Below are 18,099 nucleotides of genomic sequence, written 5' to 3' on the forward strand. Positions count from 1 at the left end.
CGGACTGAGCCGTTTGGCGCCAAAAGGGGCGGGGAGGGGCGCTGGACAATCTGAATCCCATCCAGCGCAGACCGCGCCGGCGCGGTCATAAGCGATCGACAAGCGAGCGAGCGCCTCTGCCCCTTCCGAAGCCGGAAGTCGTCAGCCGAGTTTACGGGAAATGTAGGCGCCCATCTGGTCGACCGCTTCCCGGCCTTCAGGAATGATCGCTGCGAAGAACGGCCAGATGTGGGTCATGCCGTCCCAAGCGTCGATCTCCACCTCCACTCCCGCGGATTTGGCGCCTTCCGCGAAACGTATGGAGTCGTCGAGCAGGATCTCCGCGGTGCCGACGAGGATGAGGACGGGCGGCAAGCCGGAAAGCTCGGCGTAGAGAGGTGACACATAAGGCGACCTCACGTCCCCCGCCGGGCCGACGTAGTGCGCCGAGACGGCAGCGACGAGTTCGGGGCTCAGAACAGGGTCGAGCGCCACCTTGGAGACCATGGAGCGGCCTTCCATCGCTTGGTCGGTGAATGGCGATATGCACACCCCAGCCGCCGGGAGGAGCTCCCCTTGGTCTCGCAGCGCGAGGAGCGTGGCCAAGGTCAAGCCGCCGCCGGCGGAGTCGCCTGCGATCACGATTTGGTCTGGCGCCACCCCCTGGGAAAGCAGCCATCGGTAGCCCGCCACAGCGTCATCGACTGCCGCCGGAAATCTGTGTTCAGGGGCCAGCCGATAGTCCAGCGACAAGCCCCTAACGCCGGCGGCTCGACACAGGCGAGAGACCAGGCCGCGATAAGCCTTCGCAGATCCAAAGACGTAGCCACCGCCGTGAAGGTAGAGAAGAACCTTGGATGGCGAGGCGCCCGGCAGGCTCACCCATTCGCCCGGGACCCCGTCCGCATCGACCGCCTCGAACACCGCGTCATCCAGAGGCGGCGATAGCATTCCGGCCATCGCCTCAAAGCCGGTGCGGAGCTCTTCTGGGCTCTGGCTTGCGTCCGGCGCACCGACGCGAAATTGGGCGGCTAACGCTTCGTGTTCGGGACTGGGCATTGCGAATCCTCCATGGCCTCAGCTAACGCAGATGACGACCGGCTTCGGGAACTGCAGCAATCTTCACCGAAGCCGAGATCCGAGATCCCGATGCAGGCGACTGGGGCAGAGCGTCGATCGTCGCAATGTTTATGGGTGCTATATCGGCACCCATCATTAGGCTAGGCGGTCAGCCTAGCCAATCCTCTATTTCGCGGCCGTGGTGAGAAGTCGTCCCAGGTCCTAAGGCCGATCAGGGGCACGGGGGCGGCCGACGATCTCACCCGGGCGGAAGATCGCCCCGCGAGCCAGGTCACGCCAACGCCCCCGCTCCGACATCGAGGCGCGTGTTCGATCAGACTTACGCCGCCGCTTCAGCGAGGCGGCCTGCGGCTTCTGCGACGCGGTTTCGTGGCGGTTGCGCCACAGTCGAACCCAAAGAGTAATGATTTCGTACTGACTGCCGTCTAGCCGAGAGACGTCACTTCACAAAAATAGACTCGTATGCCCTTATGTGCGGACGCGCTGGTGAGTGCGGTTTTCACATTCAAGCTCGTGCCGAGCGGCGCGGGCTCCGGCCAATGTAGCCGGGTGGGTTAGAGGGAAGGAACAATCAGGATGCCTACGAGTCTCCCGCGCGCGGGTTTGCCCTTCGTCACGTCGACCGCGGTATTCGCGCAGACGGGGCGCCGAATTCTGCTCGCCTGCGGGGCGTGCGCGGCCGCGATGACGGCGGCCCTGCCGGCGGTGGCCCAGACCAACTCCGGCAATGTGATCGAAGAGCTGGTCGTCACGGCGCAGAAGAAGGAGGAGGCCCTTCAGGACGTGCCGATCGCGGTCTCCGCGTTCGACCAGAAATCGCTCGAGAGGGCCAAGATCGACGGCGGCCCTAATCTCGTGCTGGCCGTGCCGAACGTGAACTTCTCGAAGAACAACTTCTCCGGCTACAACTTCCAAATCCGTGGGATCGGCTCCAAGCTCCTCGCCGCCTCAGGCGACGCCGGCACGGGCATCCATCTGAACAACGCTCCGCTAATCGCCAACAATCTGTTCGAAACCGAATTCTTCGACATGGAGCGGGTGGAGGTTCTCCGCGGGCCTCAGGGCACATTGTACGGGCGCAACGCCACCGGCGGCGTAGTGAACCTCCTGACCGCCAGGCCGAAAGACGCCTTCGAGGCCAACATCAGCGCCGAGTATGGGAACTACAACGCCGAGAAGCTGCGCGGCATGATCAACGTGCCGCTGGGCGACGCCTTCGCCGTTCGCGCGGCCGGCTACTTTCTGAAACGCGACGGCTTCGGCAAAAATACGGTCACCGGCTCGGACGTCGACGATCGTAAACTGTGGGACGGGCGGCTGACCGTGAGCTTCACGCCATCGGACCGTTTCCGCGCCTGGGCGCTTCTGGACCACTTCGAAGAGGATGACGGCCGCTCGCGGATCGGCAAGCAGTACTGCGTGAAGGATCCAGGGCCGGCCAACATCGGCGGTACGGCCTATTCCGCCATCCCGCCGATCGCGCAGGTGCAGCGGGGCTTCTTCAACCAGGGCTGCCTGGCGACTTCGCCCTATGCGCCGAACGCCCTGGGCACCGTGAACTCGCAAGGCACCGTCAATGGCATTTTCGCCGCATTCACCGGCCTACAGACCGGCGACTCCTACGCGGGCAAGGTGCAATCGTCGGATATCCGCGACATCGAGTCCCCCTTCAACCCGCGCTACAAGTCCAAGACGGACACCTATGAACTCAACGCGGAGTTCGACGTCACGCCCGACGTCAAACTGTCTTCGCTCACCGTCTACGCCCTGTACGACCAGACCAACCGACAGGACTTCACCCGCTACACCGCGACAGTCCCGTTCAACGCCGTCCCCAACCCCGTCAATGTGTTCGCGGGCGTGCCGGGCTATGCGGCGCTCTATGCGATGGTGTTGCCGGGGGGGGTCATTAATGACCCGCAACTCGGCGCCTTCAATTCGCAAGCGGCCTACGACTCCTCGAATACGCACAGCGATCAATGGAGCCAGGAGATCCGGCTACAGTCCAGCTACAAGGGGCCGATCAACTTTAACGTCGGCGGCATGTATCTGAAATATCGAAGCGACTTCGTCTATGCGGTGCCGTTCAACGCTTCGACCGCGTTTGCGCAGATCCAGAACCTGCTCAAAACCGGCAATCCGAATTGCTTCACTGCGGCGCCATGCGTCGCGGTGGACCCCAATCGCGATCCGACCGGGCTCGGCCACAACTATCTCTACCTTCCGCAGCCGTACGTCTTGGAATCGTACGCCGCGTTCGGCGAACTCTATTGGCAGGCGACCGACACCCTGAAGTGGACGCTGGGCCTACGCTATACGGTCGACGACAAGCGTATCGACAACCATCCGGGTGCGATCCAGCAGCCTGGCATCGGCCTGCTGGGCGCGCTCCCCGGTCAACCCGCGGTGCTCAAGGCGACCTTCAAGAAGCCTACGGGCCGGTTTGGGTTCGACTGGAAGCCGGACCTGGCCTTCACCAACGAGACCCTGATCTACGCCTTCTATTCTCGCGGCTATAAGGCCGGTGGGGTGAACCCGCCGTTCAGCCCTGGCCTTGGCGTGCAGGCCTATCCGGCGACGTTCCAGCCGGAACTGATCAACTCCTATGAGATTGGCTCCAAGAACACACTGCTGGATGGCACCCTGCAAGTGAACCTGAGCGCCTTCCACTACGACTACAAGGGCTACCAGGTTTCGAAGATTCAAAGCCGCACCTCGATCAATGAAAACATCGACGCCAAGGTCGACGGCGCGGAATTTGAGGCGATCTGGCAGCCGCTCAAGGGCCTGCGGCTGAACACTTCGATCGGCTATCTGGATACGAAGATCGCCAATGGAGGCTCGGTCGACGTGGCGGACCGGACAGGCGGGCAGAGCGGTCTGACGCTGGTCAAGAACAGCTTCGGCTCGAACTGCGTGGTCACCACGGCCGGCGCCCAGAACGCCCTGGCAATCTCGAATGCGGCCAACAACCCCTTCCTGATCTCCGGCATTCCCGGGGTCCTGGCAGGCGTCTGCGACGTCGCAAGCTCCGCGGGGGCAGGGACCAATATCAATGGCACCGGCGCCCTCGCCGCCGGCACCAACCCCTACGGCGCCCTGATTTCCGATGGGGTTCTCGTGCCGCTGCATGGCAAGGAACTGCCCAACGCCCCGCACTGGACCGCCTCCTTCGGCGCCCAATATAGCTGGGTCATGGGCGAATGGGACGCCACCCTACGCGCGGACTACTATCACCAGACCAAGACCTTTGCGCGCATCTACAATGCGCCATCCGACCTGATCAAAGCCTGGGACAACGTCAACCTGACCTTCACGGTCGCGAGCGACGGCAAGGGCCTGGAGATCGCCGGCTTCGTCAAAAATCTTACCGACGAGAAGGCCATCACCGATCTTTATCTGCACGACGAAAGCGCCGGCTCGTTCCGGAACGCCTTCTACGTCGACCCGCGCACCTACGGCCTGTCACTGACCAAGCGCTGGTAGTCTTGGCTGCCGGCGAACGAGCGCGATTCCGTCACGCCCGTTCGCCGGCAGCTCGAAGGCCGCAGAGGGCTATGGGGGCGGGGCGAGGCGCCGTCGGCCCTATGGGCCAGATCCGGCGTCTCGCCCATCGCCGCTTGCAGGCGCGGAGCTGGCGAAGCAGGTGGGCGAGAATCCGGGCGCGAGGCGACCGACCTCGGGTCTTGAGGTCGAGCCCCAGAATCCGGCGCCGAGGCCCCCTGCAGCTCGCGGCGCGCCCATACATCGCGGCCAGTAAGTCTTGTTTCGGCACTGACCGGATGATAAGGCTTATATGCCCATAATTAGCGGTCGGCGCATAGGCTCGCCGCACTGCGGCCCCTGAAGAATCGAAGGCGAGGAACGCTCGGATGGCAGATGCACCTATCGGGTCATGCGTAACGCCCCGCGTTCGATTTCAGGGCAGATATCGAGCAGCGCTTCCCGGCAACGGGGGCGTCGGCCTCGGCGAACGGCGACCGCCGCCTGCAGGTGCGAGTCCCAGCCCCCTGGACGATGGACGACGGTCCCAATTGGCCGACGTCGGCCAACTCGAGATTCCCTCAAACCCCTGATGCGCCGCGAAAGCGCGAGCGATCTCTCCGAAAGGTAACTCTATGACCAGCACATCTCCGATCCTCGTGACCAGCGCCGGCGGCCAGACCGGCAGTGTCGGACGGACCATCGCCCGCAGCCTGCTTGAGCGCGGCCATGCCGTCCGCGCCTTCGTGCGAACCGACGATCAGCGGGCGCAGGACCTGCGCGACATGGGCGCCGAGGTGTTCGTGGGCGACCTTCTCAACCCCCGCGATGTCAGCGAGGCGGTGAAGGGGGTGAAGCGCATCTATTTCAGCATGAGCCTGAACCCCTACTATGCCGATGCGACCATCCTGATGGCGGCGGCGGCGAAGCGCGAAGGCGGCTGCGAGATCTTCGTGAACATGTCGGACTTCGAGCAGTGCTACATGACGCTCGACAACATGGCCCTGCCCGACGCCGAACGCATCGCGGTTCTCGGGGCGGACGTGCAGTGGTCCCCGCAGCAGTTCGTGCACTGGGCCGCGGAGCGCGCCCTGGATTGGTCGGGCCTGCCCGTTTGCCATATCCAGGCGGCCATGTTCGTCGAGAATCCCATCACGCTGTGGATCCCGGCGATGACGATCAAGGAGGATGACACGATCCGCCTGCCGTTCGGCGACGCCAAGACGGCGCCCGTGGCGACCGTGGACGTGACCGAGGTCTGCGTGGAGGCGCTCTTGAACCCCAAGGACCATGCCGGGAAATCGCACAAACTGACCGGCCCGACCCGCAAGAACTGGTACGAGTTCGCGGAAGACTTCTCGGCGGCGCTCGGACGCAAGATCACCTATGTGCCCACGACCCTGGAGGAGTTCCGGGAGCTGTTGTACAAGGCGGCGCCGCCCATTGAGGACCATCCGGCGAAGCACCTTATGAACCTGGCGCGGCAGAACGGCGGGGACCGGTATATCGCCGAGGTCACCGACGATGTGGAGCGGTTGCTCGGTCGCCCCGCCACCTCCTTGAAGGCCGTCATCGAGGCCGAAACCTGGCGCTTCCAGAAAGACGCGCTGAACCACCTTCAGCATCGTGAAGTTCGCAACCTCATGCCGCAACGGGCCTTCTGATCCTCCCATGGTCGGCGGCGCGATGGCGTCGCCGACGTTCAATCGGCGAAGGCGCGCGGCGCCCGCGCAGATGCGCCGGGCGCCGACGCCTTCCTGACATTTCCGCAGGCCGAGACCCATCGCGGGACGTCTTCGCAGCCGTGCCCGCTATAGCCTAGCAGCGGGATGGGGCGCGCCGCGCCATCGAACCGCCCGGGCGACCTGGGTCAATCCATGGCGGGCCTAGGCGACTTGTCGGGAGCTCGGGTTCGAGCGCCTCAACCCTGCCATCCGACTTATGCGCTGCAGGCTTCGCCAGGCGCCGTCTGGCGAGCGAGACGTTCCCAGCGCCCTTTTCCGCTGACCAATCGCGACCCCTCGAGGCCTGTGTCTGCGCCGACCTCCCGCGCATGCCCAACACGACACCGCAAGGCTTGGCAAGCATCGCTCGGCGGAGCACCTTCCTGGCCGGTTCGTCTCCGGCATCGCCGCCGCTGGACCTGCGGCAGCACCGCACCCGACCCATGCCAAGGCATCTGCGGGATCGGACCAATCGAGCGCCCGGCCGCGTGAATCCCGGACGGTTCAAGATCAACGAGGACAGTAGGGAGGGCCGGGCCGCCGGCCTTTCGGCACGGGAGGGGGCCTTCGCAACCGTCTCGGCCCGATCCGGGACGCCGGGGGCAAGGTCACCGGTCGCGCGAAGGCCTCATCGACGAACATCGACTACGGTGCGGCCGCGCACCTCGCCGCGCAGGATCGCCTGCGCCACCCTAGGTGCGTCTTCGAGACCCACCTCCGTGATGGTTTCCTCCAGCTTGCCGAGGTCGAGATCGGTCGCCAGGCGGTCATATGCCTCTAGGCGCACCTCGTGCGGCGCGTTGACGGAGTCGATGCCCGCGAGGGTGACGTTTCGCATGATGAACGGCATCACCGTCGTGGGCAGGTCCATGCCCTGGGCGAGCCCGCAGGCGGTGACAACGCCACGATACTGGGTTTGCGCCAGGACATTGGCCAGGGTGTGGCTGCCGACCGAGTCGATCGCGCCCGCCCAGCGTTCCCCGCCCATGGGCCGGCCCGCCGCCGACAGCTCCGCGCGGTCGATGATCTGGGACGCCCCTAACGAGGTGAGATAGTCCTTCTCGTCGAGCCGACCGGTCGAAGCGATCACCCGATATCCGAGGCGGGAGAGCAGCGCGATTGCGATCGAGCCGACCCCGCCGCTCGCGCCTGTGACCAAGACATCGCCTCGGTCCGGCCGGACACCGCCATGCTCGAGCGCCAGGACGCTCAGCATCGCCGTATAGCCCGCCGTCCCGATGGCCATGGCGTGGCGGGTCGAGATCGCCTCAGGCAGCTTGATCACCCAATCGCCGCTGACCCGGGCTCGTTCCGCGTAGCCCCCATGATGAGTCTGGCTCAGGCCCCAGCTGTTGACGACAACCCGGTCGCCCGCGGCGAACCTTGGATCCGTGGAAGCCGCCACCGTGCCGGCCAGGTCAATGCCGGGAACCAGAGGAAAGGTCCTGATGACCCCAGCGGCGCCAGTGACCGCGAGCCCATCCTTGTAGTTCACCGTCGACCATTCGACCGCAATGGTCACGTCGCCGGGGCCCAGGTCGGCGTCTTCCATCGTCTCAAGATGGGTCGTGATCTTGCCGTCAGTCTTACGCGCCACCAAAGCCCTGAAGCTCATGTCTCGGTTCCTTGATTCCAACGGGGTGTGTCGCTTCGAGCTGTCGAGCCCTCGCGCGGCTCGCTCATGACGACGGGTGGGTAGGTTTTCAACACTTAGGCATTCATTGCGATGCTATGTCAAACTGTCGCGTATGGCGCAGCTTTTGGGCGATCACGCGAGCGTCGCTAAGACCCTGAACGGTTGATTTTCCCAAGGCGCCGCCAGACCTGGCGGCGCGAGCGCCAAGGCGGTGATGGAGGCGTTCGCTAGGGGGCGACACTGCATTCGAAGTGATGGTCCACCTTCCGCGGTTCGCGACCGCGCTCGGCGAAGACGCGACTGAGAATGTCTGGCCGAATTTGCGAGTCGGCCGTCCGCAGTCTCGGCATACGCGTCCCGCCTCAGAGCTTGAGGATGGCTTTGGTGATGATGTTGCGCTGCACCTCGTTTGAGCCGCCGTAGATCGTCAGCTTTCGGCTGTTGAGGTAGGCCGGCGTGACGCCAGGCGCGTAGTCCGGGCCCACGGGCTCGGCGTTGGAGCCGGGCGCGAGAACCTCGTGCTGGAAGGGCAACGCATAGGGGCCAAGGGCGCGACGACTGAGGGCCTCGATTTCCTGCGCGATCTCTGTCCCCTTCACCTTCAGCATGGAGCTTTCGGCTCCGGGCGCTCCGCCGGCGGCCGCGGCGGCGACAACCCGAAGGGTCGTCGTCTTGAGATTCTCCAATTCGATCTCGGCCTTGGCGAACCTAGCCGCGAAGTAGGGATCTTCTGCGAGGGGCCGGTCGCGCTTGGTCTCCTGCTGAGCAATCGCCCGCAGATGCTCGAGCGATGCGGACGACGCCCCGACCATGGCCATGCTCGTGCGCTCGTAGGTCAGCAAATATTTCGCATACGTCCAACCCTTGCCCTCCTCGCCGACGAGGTTGGCCACCGGAGCGCGGGCGTCCGTGAAGAAGACCTCATTGACCTCGTGGTCCCCATCCAGCGTGATGATGGGCCGCACGTCCACGCCAGGCTGATCCATGTCCACCAGGATGAAGGAGATGCCATCCTGCTTCTTCCCCGAGCTATCCGTTCGGGCCAGAAGGAAGATCATATTCGCGTGCTGGGCGTAGGTGGTCCAAGTCTTCTGACCGTTGATTATGTAGTGGTCGCCCTGCCGTACGGCCGTGGTCTTGACCCCCGCAAGGTCCGAGCCGGCGCCGGGCTCGGAATAGCCCTGGCACCACCAGTCGTCGCCCCTGAGCATACGCGGCAGCCAATGCTGTTTCTGTTCCTCTGACCCGTACTTGATCAGCACTGGGGCCAGCATTTTGAAGCTGAAGGCGATCGTGGGAGGCGCGTTGGCAAGCGAGGACTCGTAGTCCCAGATGAAGTTCTGGGTCGCCGTCCAATCCTGGCCCCCGTAAGCTTTCGGCCAATGTGGGGCGAGCCAGCCGCGTGCGTTCAACGTCGCCTGCCACCCCTCGAAGTCCGCTTTGCTGAGGGTCTTACCCAGCCGAACCCGTTCGGCCAGCTCGCGAGGCAAGTTCGCCGCCAGGAAAGCTCGCACCTCCTGCCGAAAAGCCTCGTCTGCAGCGTCAAAGGCGAGGTCCATTTTCTCCTCCATGCGACCGTTGGCCGGCGAGCCATTCTGCGAAATCTAGCACCGCCAGTAGGATAATGGAACTGAGGACTGCGAAAGATCTCAGTCGAAGCGTCCGATCGCCAGGGGGCCGCCCAAGTCGATGGCGCAAGCCGACTGGTCAGGAAGCGCGATGCGAGCCCCAGCAAGGCAAGACGGTCGTCGAATGGAGGCGGTCTCGCCTCTCTCGGATACCCGCTAATGGCCACGCGCGACCGAATTTTCCTCGCTCGGACGTCCGCCCCCTGTTCGTGGCGCGGCCCGATCGCCGACGGAGAGGAGCCTGCTCACAAGGTTGGGCTCCGAGATCCCCGATGGGGGGTGACGACATTTGTCTGGGGCAGCCGGCGCGCGGAAACAGCTTGAATTCGCAGGCAACCTCTGTCAGTGCTATTAAAATACTTAGGGTGCGGCTGGCGTCGCGCTGGGCGCGGGTGCAGGAAGTCATCGATGAACGTCACCTTCTATTTCGATTTCGGCAGCCCAAACGCCTATATGTGTCACCGTGTGCTGCCCGCGATCGAAGCAAGGACGAAGGCGAGGTTCGTCTATGAGCCCATCTTGCTGGGTGGCGTCTTCAAGCTGACGGGAAATCAGTCTCCGGCGACCGCGTTCGCGAACATCAGGAACAAGCCCGCGTACGATCGAATTGAGATCGCGCGTTTCCTCAAGAGGCATGGGCTCTCCGACTTCCAATTCAATCCGCACTTCCCGATCAATACCCTGCAATTGATGCGAGGGGCTGTCGCGGCCCAGGTGGCGGGAGTGTTCGACGCGTTCGTGGCGCAGATCTACGACGACATGTGGATGCGGGGTCGCAAGATGGATGACCCGGAGGTCTACGCCGCATCGTTGGTGGAAGCCGGTCTGCCGAAGGACGAGATCCTGAGGCTCGCCCAGACGGAGGAGGTCAAGTCCAAGTTGATGGCGAACACCGAGGCGGCCGTGAACGCAGGCGTCTTTGGCAGCCCCTCCTTCTTGGTTGGCCAGGAGCTCTATTTCGGCAAGGATCGGCTCCGCGAGGTCGAGGAAGAGATCGTTCTGCAGAGCGGGGGCGTAGAGGCCGCCTAGGCCGGCGAGGCCGCCCGCGGGTCGCGTTCGGATTGTCGGTCACTCACTCCGTGACAGGCCGGCCCGTCATCACCCGCGCGGCGTCACTGCCGCAGATCAGCCTGGCCCGGAACGACCCCGTCAGCCGCGTCGTGGCGGTCGAGCGGGAGCTGGGGCGATTGCGCCGAGTCTCGCCCCCTCGATGGTCGAGACCGCCGAGGGTGTGGCCCAGGGCTCAGGGCGCCAGGGTCGGACCATCGACGATATCGACTTCTGGGACCTGAGCGAGGCCTTCCCCAGCCAGGTGCTCTACCGCCGCGGCGAGCCGGGGCGTTCCGAACGAGAAGCTGGTGTGTGACGACAGGCGAACGCCTGGCGATCCGGCGCCGCGACTGAGAGGGAGCCGCGCCCATGTGCGGCGCGGGCGCTCGCGGCCGCGCTGACCCGTGGCGTCTCGCCTGCGAGTTCAAGCCGGCGATTGTCTGACCGCCAAAATCGCTATTGAGTGCGAATTTGGCACTATCGTTCTTCTCGTTTTCGCTTACCGTCAGTGACACCTGTCGCGCATCGCGCACGGGATAGAAAGACCAGGGAGGAGCGAAAGATGCGGCTCGCGGGCGTGCAACAATTTCCGCCGATGGATCGGGTGATCTTCGGGCAACCCTCAGCGGACGCGGTCCTTGGGGAGGCGCAGCGCCTTGGCGCCAAGCGCGTCTACCTCGTGGTTAGCCATACGCTGGACACGACGACCGATGAGATTGAGAAGATCCGCGCGAAGTTGGGCGACCGGTACGCGGGCGCCTTCGCTGGCGTGCCTCAGCACACGACCCGGGCGAGCGCCGTGGAAATCGCCAAAGCGGCGAGCGCGGCGGGGGCGGACCTCCTGGTCGCCGTGGGCGGCGGCTCGGTGGTCGATGTGGTCAAGATCGTCACCATGTGCATGGAGCACGAAATCTTCGAGGAAGACGGCCTCGACGGTTACGAACTGACCGCGGGCGCGCCGGGCGCGCCGATCGCCTCGAAGGCCTTCCGGGCGCCAACGGTGCGCTCGATCGTCGTCCCCACCACGCTGAGCGGCGGCGAGTACAACGCCGGCGCCCTGGTGACCGACACCAGGCGGGATTGGAAGCAGATCTTCCACCACCCCTTGATGATGCCGCTCTCAATTATTCTCGATCCGCAGATCACCCTCCACACGCCCGAGACCCTTTGGTTGGGTTCCGGCACGCGAGCGATGGACCACGGAATCGAAGCCCTCTGTTCCGGCTTTGGCACGCCGTTGGTGGACGCCGTCGTCACCGAAGGGATCGGCACGCTTGCGGAGGGTCTGCGCCGCTGTAAAGCCGACCCGCTGGATCTGGAGGCGCGACGTCTTGCGCAATATGGCTCCTGGCTTTCGGCCTTTGGCCTGCAGACCCGGGTCCCGATGGGCGCGAGTCATGCCATCGGCCACGTGCTTGGCGGCACCTTCGGCGTCCCGCACTACCTGATCACCCCGGTCCTGATGCCGCACGTCCTGCGATACAATCTCCCGGCCACCCAGGATGCGCAGCGCCGAATTGCAGCGGCGTTGGGCGCCGCCGGACGCAGCGCCGCCATCGCCCTGGAGCAATTGGTTCAGGAGTTGGGCTTGCCGGGCAAGCTGAGCGACGTGGGCATCCAGCCCACGGACTACCCACGAATTGGCGAAATCGCTGTGAAGTCGGTGTTTGCCCCGGTCAATCCACGTGCGCTGCTGCAGCCGGCCGATGTCGTCGCGTTGCTCGGGACATTGAAGGAACAGGTGGCCGCCTAGCCATTCCCGGCCGCCAGCTGGGCTCACGGGTGGGCGCCGGCCGAGCGCGGCCGCCGCCATTCGCCAGGATATGCCATGACCGCGCCGCCGACCCAGATCGCCGACCCAGTGGACGTCCAGGCGCCCCCGGGCGGTCCCCTGTCGATCGCCTATAGGCGCTACGCCATGGTGCTGCTGCTCAGCATCTACATCGCCAACTTCCTGGACCGTCAGATCGTCACGATCCTCGCCGAGCCGATCAAGCATGATCTGGGGCTCGCCGACTGGCAGCTCGGCGTGCTGACCGGTCTGGCCTTCGCAATGTTTTACACCCTGTTGGGAATTCCCATCGCCCGGGTTGCAGAGCGGCGCAATCGCCCAATGATCATTGGCGCCTCCGTGGCCGTTTGGAGCGTGTTCACGGCCTTGGGGGGCCTGGCCCAAAACTTTGCTCAGCTCGTCTTCTTCCGGGTCGGCGTTGGCGTCGGCGAGGCGGGATGCACGCCCCCCGCCCATTCCCTGATCGTCGACTATGTGCCGCGGGAAAAACGCGCCTCGGCCTTGGCGTTTTACTCCATGGGAACGCCGATCGGCACGCTTCTTGGCCTGGCCCTTGGCGGCCTGGTGGCCGACGCCTATGGCTGGCGGGTCGCCTTCCTGATCGCAGGCGCGCCTGGGCTGATCTTTGCCGCGCTCGCCTTCACAACACTGCGCGAGCCTCGGCGGCGGCTGGCGCAGGACGCGGCCCATCTCGCGGCGACGGCCGCCACGTTCGGCGAGACCATGGCCTATCTCGCCCGGCGACGGACATTCTGGCTGGTGGCCATGGGGGGCGCGATCACGGCCTTCGTCGCCTTCGGGGCGGCTCCGTTCACGGCTTCGTTCTTCTTGCGGAATCATCCCGCTGAGATCGCCGCACTTGCCGCCCAAACAGGCGAACGCTTCGGGCTGCATATCCGATCGATGGGATTCTTGGGTCTCGCCCTGGGCCTGATCAACGGCGTGAGCGGAGCCCTTGGGGCCTTGTGCGGAGGCTGGCTGTCGGATCGGCTCGGAAGCCGAGACCTGCGTGCCTGGATGCTTGCGCCTGCGGCGGCCAGTCTGCTCTCCATCCCCATTTTTGTTCTTGCCGTCACAGCACCGCATGCGGCGGCTGGCCTAGCCCTCCTGCCCTTAAATGGTTTCCTCGGGACCTTGTGGTTCGGACCCGTCTACGGGACCGCCCAATCCGTCGTGCCGCCCCAGATGCGCGCAACGGCGGCGGCCGTCCTGCTCTTCCTCGTGAACCTGCTCGGATTTGGACTTGGGCCGATCACCATCGGGGCCTGCTCAGACCTGTTCAATCACGGCTTCGGCTTGGGGCCTGCAGAAGGGGTCCGATGGGCGCTGGTGGTCGGGAGCCTGTTCGGCGTCGCCGCATTCGGATGTTTCTGGGCCGCCCGCAGGACGATCTGCGAGGACACACTGAGCTGACCTCAGAGCATCGCCTTTTGCAGGCCCACAATGGCCAAGGGTGCGCCACCTACAGCCGGCGCCCTGGAGGAACGGCAGTCTGACGTCGTCTTCCGCCTCAACAGGCCGCTGGATCGGACGGCGCGCCGCCGTCACCAGGGTCAAGGGGGAGGATCTGCCGATCTGTCGTTTCGGCGTCTTCTATCGCCCCCAACGGCCCACCGACATATCCGCGGATCCCAGCTCCGTTGTCGAAGCGCTTCTGGGGCGGTGGACAGACGAGCCACCCGGCGAGGCGGAGGGTTTTCCGCGTTCCTACAGCCACATCCGCATTCGCTGAGTGAAAGCCACTGGCCTGACGAGCGCCTTGGCGCGATCAACGCTGAGGGCCAAGACATGTCGAACGGAAGGACGCGAGGGTTCCGGTCGGGATCGGCATGCCGAAGCTTTGCCCTGAGGCTCCGCCGCATCCGGCGCGCGGCGCCCCGTTTCCGAGAGCGATTAAACGGCGCAACGGGCGGCGCGATCGGTGACGGCTAGTCGAACCAGCTATCCCCGCCCGGCCGCGCGGACCATGGCCGCCCCTACAGACTGGCCAACCACGGCAGCAGCAGATTATTGACCTCTGCTGGTCGTTCCTGCTGGGTCCAGTGTCCGCAGCCGGAGAGCAAGTGCTCCCCGCGCAGGTTGGGCACTTCAGCTTTCATGATGTTCAGGCGGTCCCCGAACATGGACAGGACCCGGTCGCGGTCGCCGGCGATGAAGAGCGCGGGTTGCTCGATGCGCCGTCCCTTGAACTGGCTCAAGAACCGAAAGTCGCGATCATGATTGCGGTAACGGTTCAGGCCCCCACGGAAGCCGGAATGTTCGAGTTCGCTGACCATGAAGTCGATATCGGCTTCGCTGAGCCAAGCCGGGAAGGGGGAGGGATCGGGAAGGCCGGTCAGAACCTTGTCGCCCAGGCGCTTGTCCGAGGGCCACGCCGTCGTCGTCTCGCCGCTCCAGTCGTAGTAGAGCCGTCGCACGGCTCCGCGAACATCGGCTTCAAGTTCCGCCTCGGCCACGCCCTCGGCCGCGAAATAGTCCATGTAGAAGAACCGGCCCTTGCTCTTGTAGACGGCGTCAATGATGTCGCTGAGGGAGCGCGTCGGCACCCCGCCGTAGGGCACCGACAGGCCCGCCACAGCCCGCACCCGCTCCGGATGGACCAAGGCGGTGGTCCAAGCGACCGGTGCGCCCCAATCGTGCCCGATGACGACGGCGGGCTGATCGGGGCTCAAGGCCTTGATCAATCCGGCGACATCTCCAGAAAGGCTCTCGAGATCGTAGGCCTCAATAGGGTGCGGCTTGTCCGACCCGCCGTAGCCGCGCACGTCGATGGCGCAGGCGGTGAAGCCCGCAGCCGCGATCGGGCCCATCTGGTGGCGCCACGAATACCAGGACTCGGGAAAGCCATGGACCATGACCACCAAGGGGCCCTCGCCCTGAAGGGCCACATTGAGCTCGATCTCTCCGACTGACACTCGGCGAAATTCAGTCATGTCATCAATCCTCAGCGCAGAAACGGCCAGTTGCAAGTAAGTTGGTTTTTAACACCTAGTCAAGCTGGAGATCCCCGGAGGTGAGCGCCCGTCTCGAGACAATGGCTCCCACTAAGGCGCTCCTTGGTCCATCCGCAGGAATGACGCCGATGTCGACCTCAGCAGTGTGAGCGCGCTCGCGCTGCTCGACGCTGTTGATCTGCGGGATCGGGCGGCCAGCAGGAATACGGTTGGGTCTGGTGCGCCCGACAATCTTTCAGAGGGCGGCTGCCTGTAAGGTGATATCTGCGGGCCCACCAGGTCGCGCGCCGTCCGGCCGTTGGCGTTCAGCCCGTCGGCTTAACTTCCCGCTCGATATTCTTCAGGTCGCGATGTCGTATGACGTCCGCTGCGCCCTTCTCGAACCGCCAGGTTTCGGCTTCGAGGACGGTTCTGAACGTTGTGGCGGGCCGGTTAAGCAGGCGCTGGACGTCATCAGTGACCTCGGCGATGTACCGATCTCCAGCATTTTGCCGCGCCAGGTTTTCAAGATGGAGCGCCGGATGGTCGGGGATCCATGGCACGAGGGTCCGCAAAAGCTCTCGGAAGTGTTCCTGGGTCGTGGGCGCATAGGTGATTTTGCGCCCCAGCGCGGCGGAGAAATCCTCCGCGAACTCGTACCAGTTCTTGCGGGTCGGGCCGGTCAGTTTGTGCGACCTGCCGGCGTGGCCCGCAGGATTGGCCAGCACCTCGACGCACACCTCGGCCACGTCCACGGTCGCCACGGGCGCCGTCTTGGCGTCGCCGAACGGCAGGCGGATCGTGTCATCCTGCTTGATCGTCATCGCCGGGATCCACAGCGTGATAAGGTTCTCGACGAACATGGCCGCCTGGATATGGCAAACGGGCAGGCCCGACCAATCCAGGGCGCGCTCCGCGGCCCAGTGCACGAACTGCTGCGGGGACCACTGCACGTCCGCCCCGAGAACCGCGATGCGTTCGGCGTCGGGCAGGGCCATGTTGTCGAGCGTCATGTAGCACTGCTCGAAGTCCGACATGTTCACGAAGATCTCGCAGCCGCCTTCGCGCTTCGCCGCCGCCGCCATCAGGATGGTCGCATCGGCATAGTAGGGGTTGAGGCTCATGCTGAAATAGATGCGCTTCACCCCCTTCACCGCCTCGCTGACATCGCGGGGGTTGAGAAGGTCGCCCACGAACACCTCGGCGCCCATGTCGCGCAGGTCCTGCGCCCGCTGATCGTCGGTTCGCACGAAGGCGCGGACCGGCAATCCGCGAGCGCGAAGTCCGCGAACGATACTGCGTCCGATCGAGCCGGTCTGGCCGCCGGCGCTGGTTACGAGGATGGGTGCGTCGCTCATGGTCTGCCTATCTCAACTATGCTCTGGCTGGGTCTCAAGCTCGAAGCGCGGCCTTTGGGGCGGCGATCGCGTCCGCCGGGGCCGCATTCCGAAATCGGCGCCGAAATGGAATGCCCCTCTGGCCGATCGCGGCGCGCTCACGCTGGGATGCGTACGGGCAGGTGGCTGTATCCGTTGGCGAACGACGACGCGACGCGCACCGGATCTCCCACCACCTCGATCTTCGGGAACCGGGGGAGGATTTCCTCCCAGAGGATCCTCAGCTGCATCTCGGCGAGCCGGCTTCCCACGCACCGGTGGATGCCAAATCCATAGGAGAGATGCTGGCGCGCGCGGGGGCGGTCGATCAGGAACTCGCCCGCCCGCGCGATGACGTCCTCGTCCCGGTTGCCCGAAACGTACCACATCAGGACCTTGTCGCCCTTGCGGATGCGCTTGCCGCCGAGCTCCACGTCCTGCTTGGCCAATCGGCGCATGTAGGCGAGGGGAGTCTGCCAGCGGATCATCTCCGACACCATGTTTGGAACCAGGCTCGGGTCGGCGATGAGCTTGTCGTACTCTGCGGGGTTCTGGTTGAGCGCCAGGAGCCCCCCGGTCATCGAATTTCGGGTGGTGTCGTTGCCGCCGATGACCAGCAGGAGGACGTCGCCCATGAATTCCTCGGGCGTCATGTGCCGTGTGGACTCGTTGTGCGCGAGCATCGAGATCAGGTCGCGGCGCGGCGGCGCGTCCACCCGCTCGTTCCACAGCTTGGTGAAATAGGCCCCGCACTCCCTGATCTGGGCGATTTGATAGTCCAGTTCCAAATCGCCAGCGGTGGCCACGTCGGACCAATGGGGAAGCAGCCGACGATCTTCGAATGGGAAATCGAAGAGCGTCGCCAACATTTGCGACGTCAATTCGATCGAAACCCGGTCCACCCAATCGAAGGTTTCACCGCGCGGCAGGCTGTCCAGGATGCCGCCCACCCGATCGCGGACTAGGGGCTCGAGTTCCTTCAGGTTCGGGCCGGCCATGGCGGGCGCTACGGCCAGCCGATGCGCTTCATGCCGCGGCGGATCCCTGGCGATGAACATGGGCAGCGGCAGCTCTTCCACGTCGCGATAGACGATGGCTGGCTCCGAGGAGAATAGGTCGTGGTGCGTGTCCACAAACATGATGTCGTTGTATTTGGTGACCGACCAATATGGGCCGTCCGTGTTCCTGTCCGAATAGTGGACGGGGTCCTCGGCGCGCAGACGTTCAAAGTAGAACTCGAACGTTCCCGCCCGGAAGAGTTCACTATCAACGGGGTCGATGTGCTCCAGCGGCATGGCATAGGCCTCAGCCCGGGCCGCGGCACGCCAGTCGATCGCGCCATTCTCCATGATCCGTTTCCTCACAGTCCTTGTTATGATTCAACGCCAGTTCTGCGCTCCGTCGGGTGGGCTGCAGAT

11 protein-coding genes are annotated in these 18,099 nt (G+C 64.7%); 5 read left to right on the plus strand and 6 right to left on the minus strand.

The window, feature by feature from the left end:
* Positions 1-141 precede the first annotated feature (141 nt).
* Positions 142-1,038, minus strand: coding sequence for an alpha/beta hydrolase (locus tag ACODSL_RS17385; RefSeq protein WP_488901988.1), 897 nt, complete (start codon positions 1,036-1,038; stop codon positions 142-144).
* Positions 1,039-1,635: 597 nt separating this feature from the next.
* Between ACODSL_RS17385 and ACODSL_RS17390 the strand changes: the two genes are divergently transcribed.
* Together ACODSL_RS17390 and ACODSL_RS17395 are read left to right on the plus strand one after the other, a co-directional pair.
* A complete protein-coding gene (locus ACODSL_RS17390) occupies positions 1,636-4,545 on the plus strand; it encodes a TonB-dependent receptor (protein ID WP_488901989.1) in 2,910 nt (969 codons plus the stop codon).
* Between the two features lie 632 nt (positions 4,546-5,177).
* Positions 5,178-6,206 carry an NmrA family NAD(P)-binding protein gene (locus ACODSL_RS17395; protein WP_488901990.1) on the plus strand — a complete coding sequence of 343 codons (1,029 nt, stop codon included), beginning with the start codon at positions 5,178-5,180 and terminating at the stop codon, positions 6,204-6,206.
* A gap of 688 nt (positions 6,207-6,894) precedes the next feature.
* Here the strand turns inward: ACODSL_RS17395 and acuI are convergent.
* Entirely contained in the window at positions 6,895-7,881 is a 987-nt protein-coding gene (gene acuI, locus ACODSL_RS17400) for an acrylyl-CoA reductase (NADPH) (protein ID WP_488901991.1), read from the minus strand.
* 383 nt (positions 7,882-8,264) lie between these two features.
* A complete protein-coding gene (locus tag ACODSL_RS17405; protein ID WP_488901992.1) occupies positions 8,265-9,461 on the minus strand; it encodes an acyl-CoA dehydrogenase family protein in 1,197 nt (398 codons plus the stop codon).
* A gap of 477 nt (positions 9,462-9,938) precedes the next feature.
* Here ACODSL_RS17405 and ACODSL_RS17410 point away from each other — a divergent pair, with 477 nt between their 5' ends.
* The 3 genes from ACODSL_RS17410 (at position 9,939) to ACODSL_RS17420 (ending at position 13,785) form a co-directional block, all read left to right on the plus strand.
* Positions 9,939-10,559 carry a 2-hydroxychromene-2-carboxylate isomerase gene (locus tag ACODSL_RS17410; protein ID WP_488901993.1) on the plus strand — a complete coding sequence of 207 codons (621 nt, stop codon included), beginning with the start codon at positions 9,939-9,941 and terminating at the stop codon, positions 10,557-10,559.
* Positions 10,560-11,142: 583 nt separating this feature from the next.
* Entirely contained in the window at positions 11,143-12,333 is a 1,191-nt protein-coding gene (locus ACODSL_RS17415; protein ID WP_488901994.1) for an iron-containing alcohol dehydrogenase, read from the plus strand.
* Positions 12,334-12,408: 75 nt separating this feature from the next.
* A complete protein-coding gene (locus tag ACODSL_RS17420; protein WP_488901995.1) occupies positions 12,409-13,785 on the plus strand; it encodes a spinster family MFS transporter in 1,377 nt (458 codons plus the stop codon).
* A gap of 563 nt (positions 13,786-14,348) precedes the next feature.
* Here ACODSL_RS17420 and ACODSL_RS17425 read toward each other — a convergent pair.
* The 3 genes from ACODSL_RS17425 to ACODSL_RS17435 form a co-directional block, all read right to left on the minus strand.
* Entirely contained in the window at positions 14,349-15,305 is a 957-nt protein-coding gene (locus ACODSL_RS17425; protein ID WP_488901996.1) for an alpha/beta fold hydrolase, read from the minus strand.
* A gap of 326 nt (positions 15,306-15,631) precedes the next feature.
* Positions 15,632-16,663: an NmrA family NAD(P)-binding protein gene (locus ACODSL_RS17430; protein ID WP_488901997.1), complete on the minus strand. Its 1,032-nt coding sequence runs from the start codon at positions 16,661-16,663 to the stop codon at positions 15,632-15,634.
* Between the two features lie 137 nt (positions 16,664-16,800).
* The gene (locus ACODSL_RS17435; protein WP_488901998.1) at positions 16,801-18,030 is read right to left on the minus strand and encodes a cytochrome P450; all 1,230 of its coding nucleotides are present in this window, start codon (positions 18,028-18,030) and stop codon (positions 16,801-16,803) included.
* Positions 18,031-18,099 lie beyond the last annotated feature (69 nt).

It is taken from the genome of Caulobacter sp. FG121 (assembly GCF_057809815.1).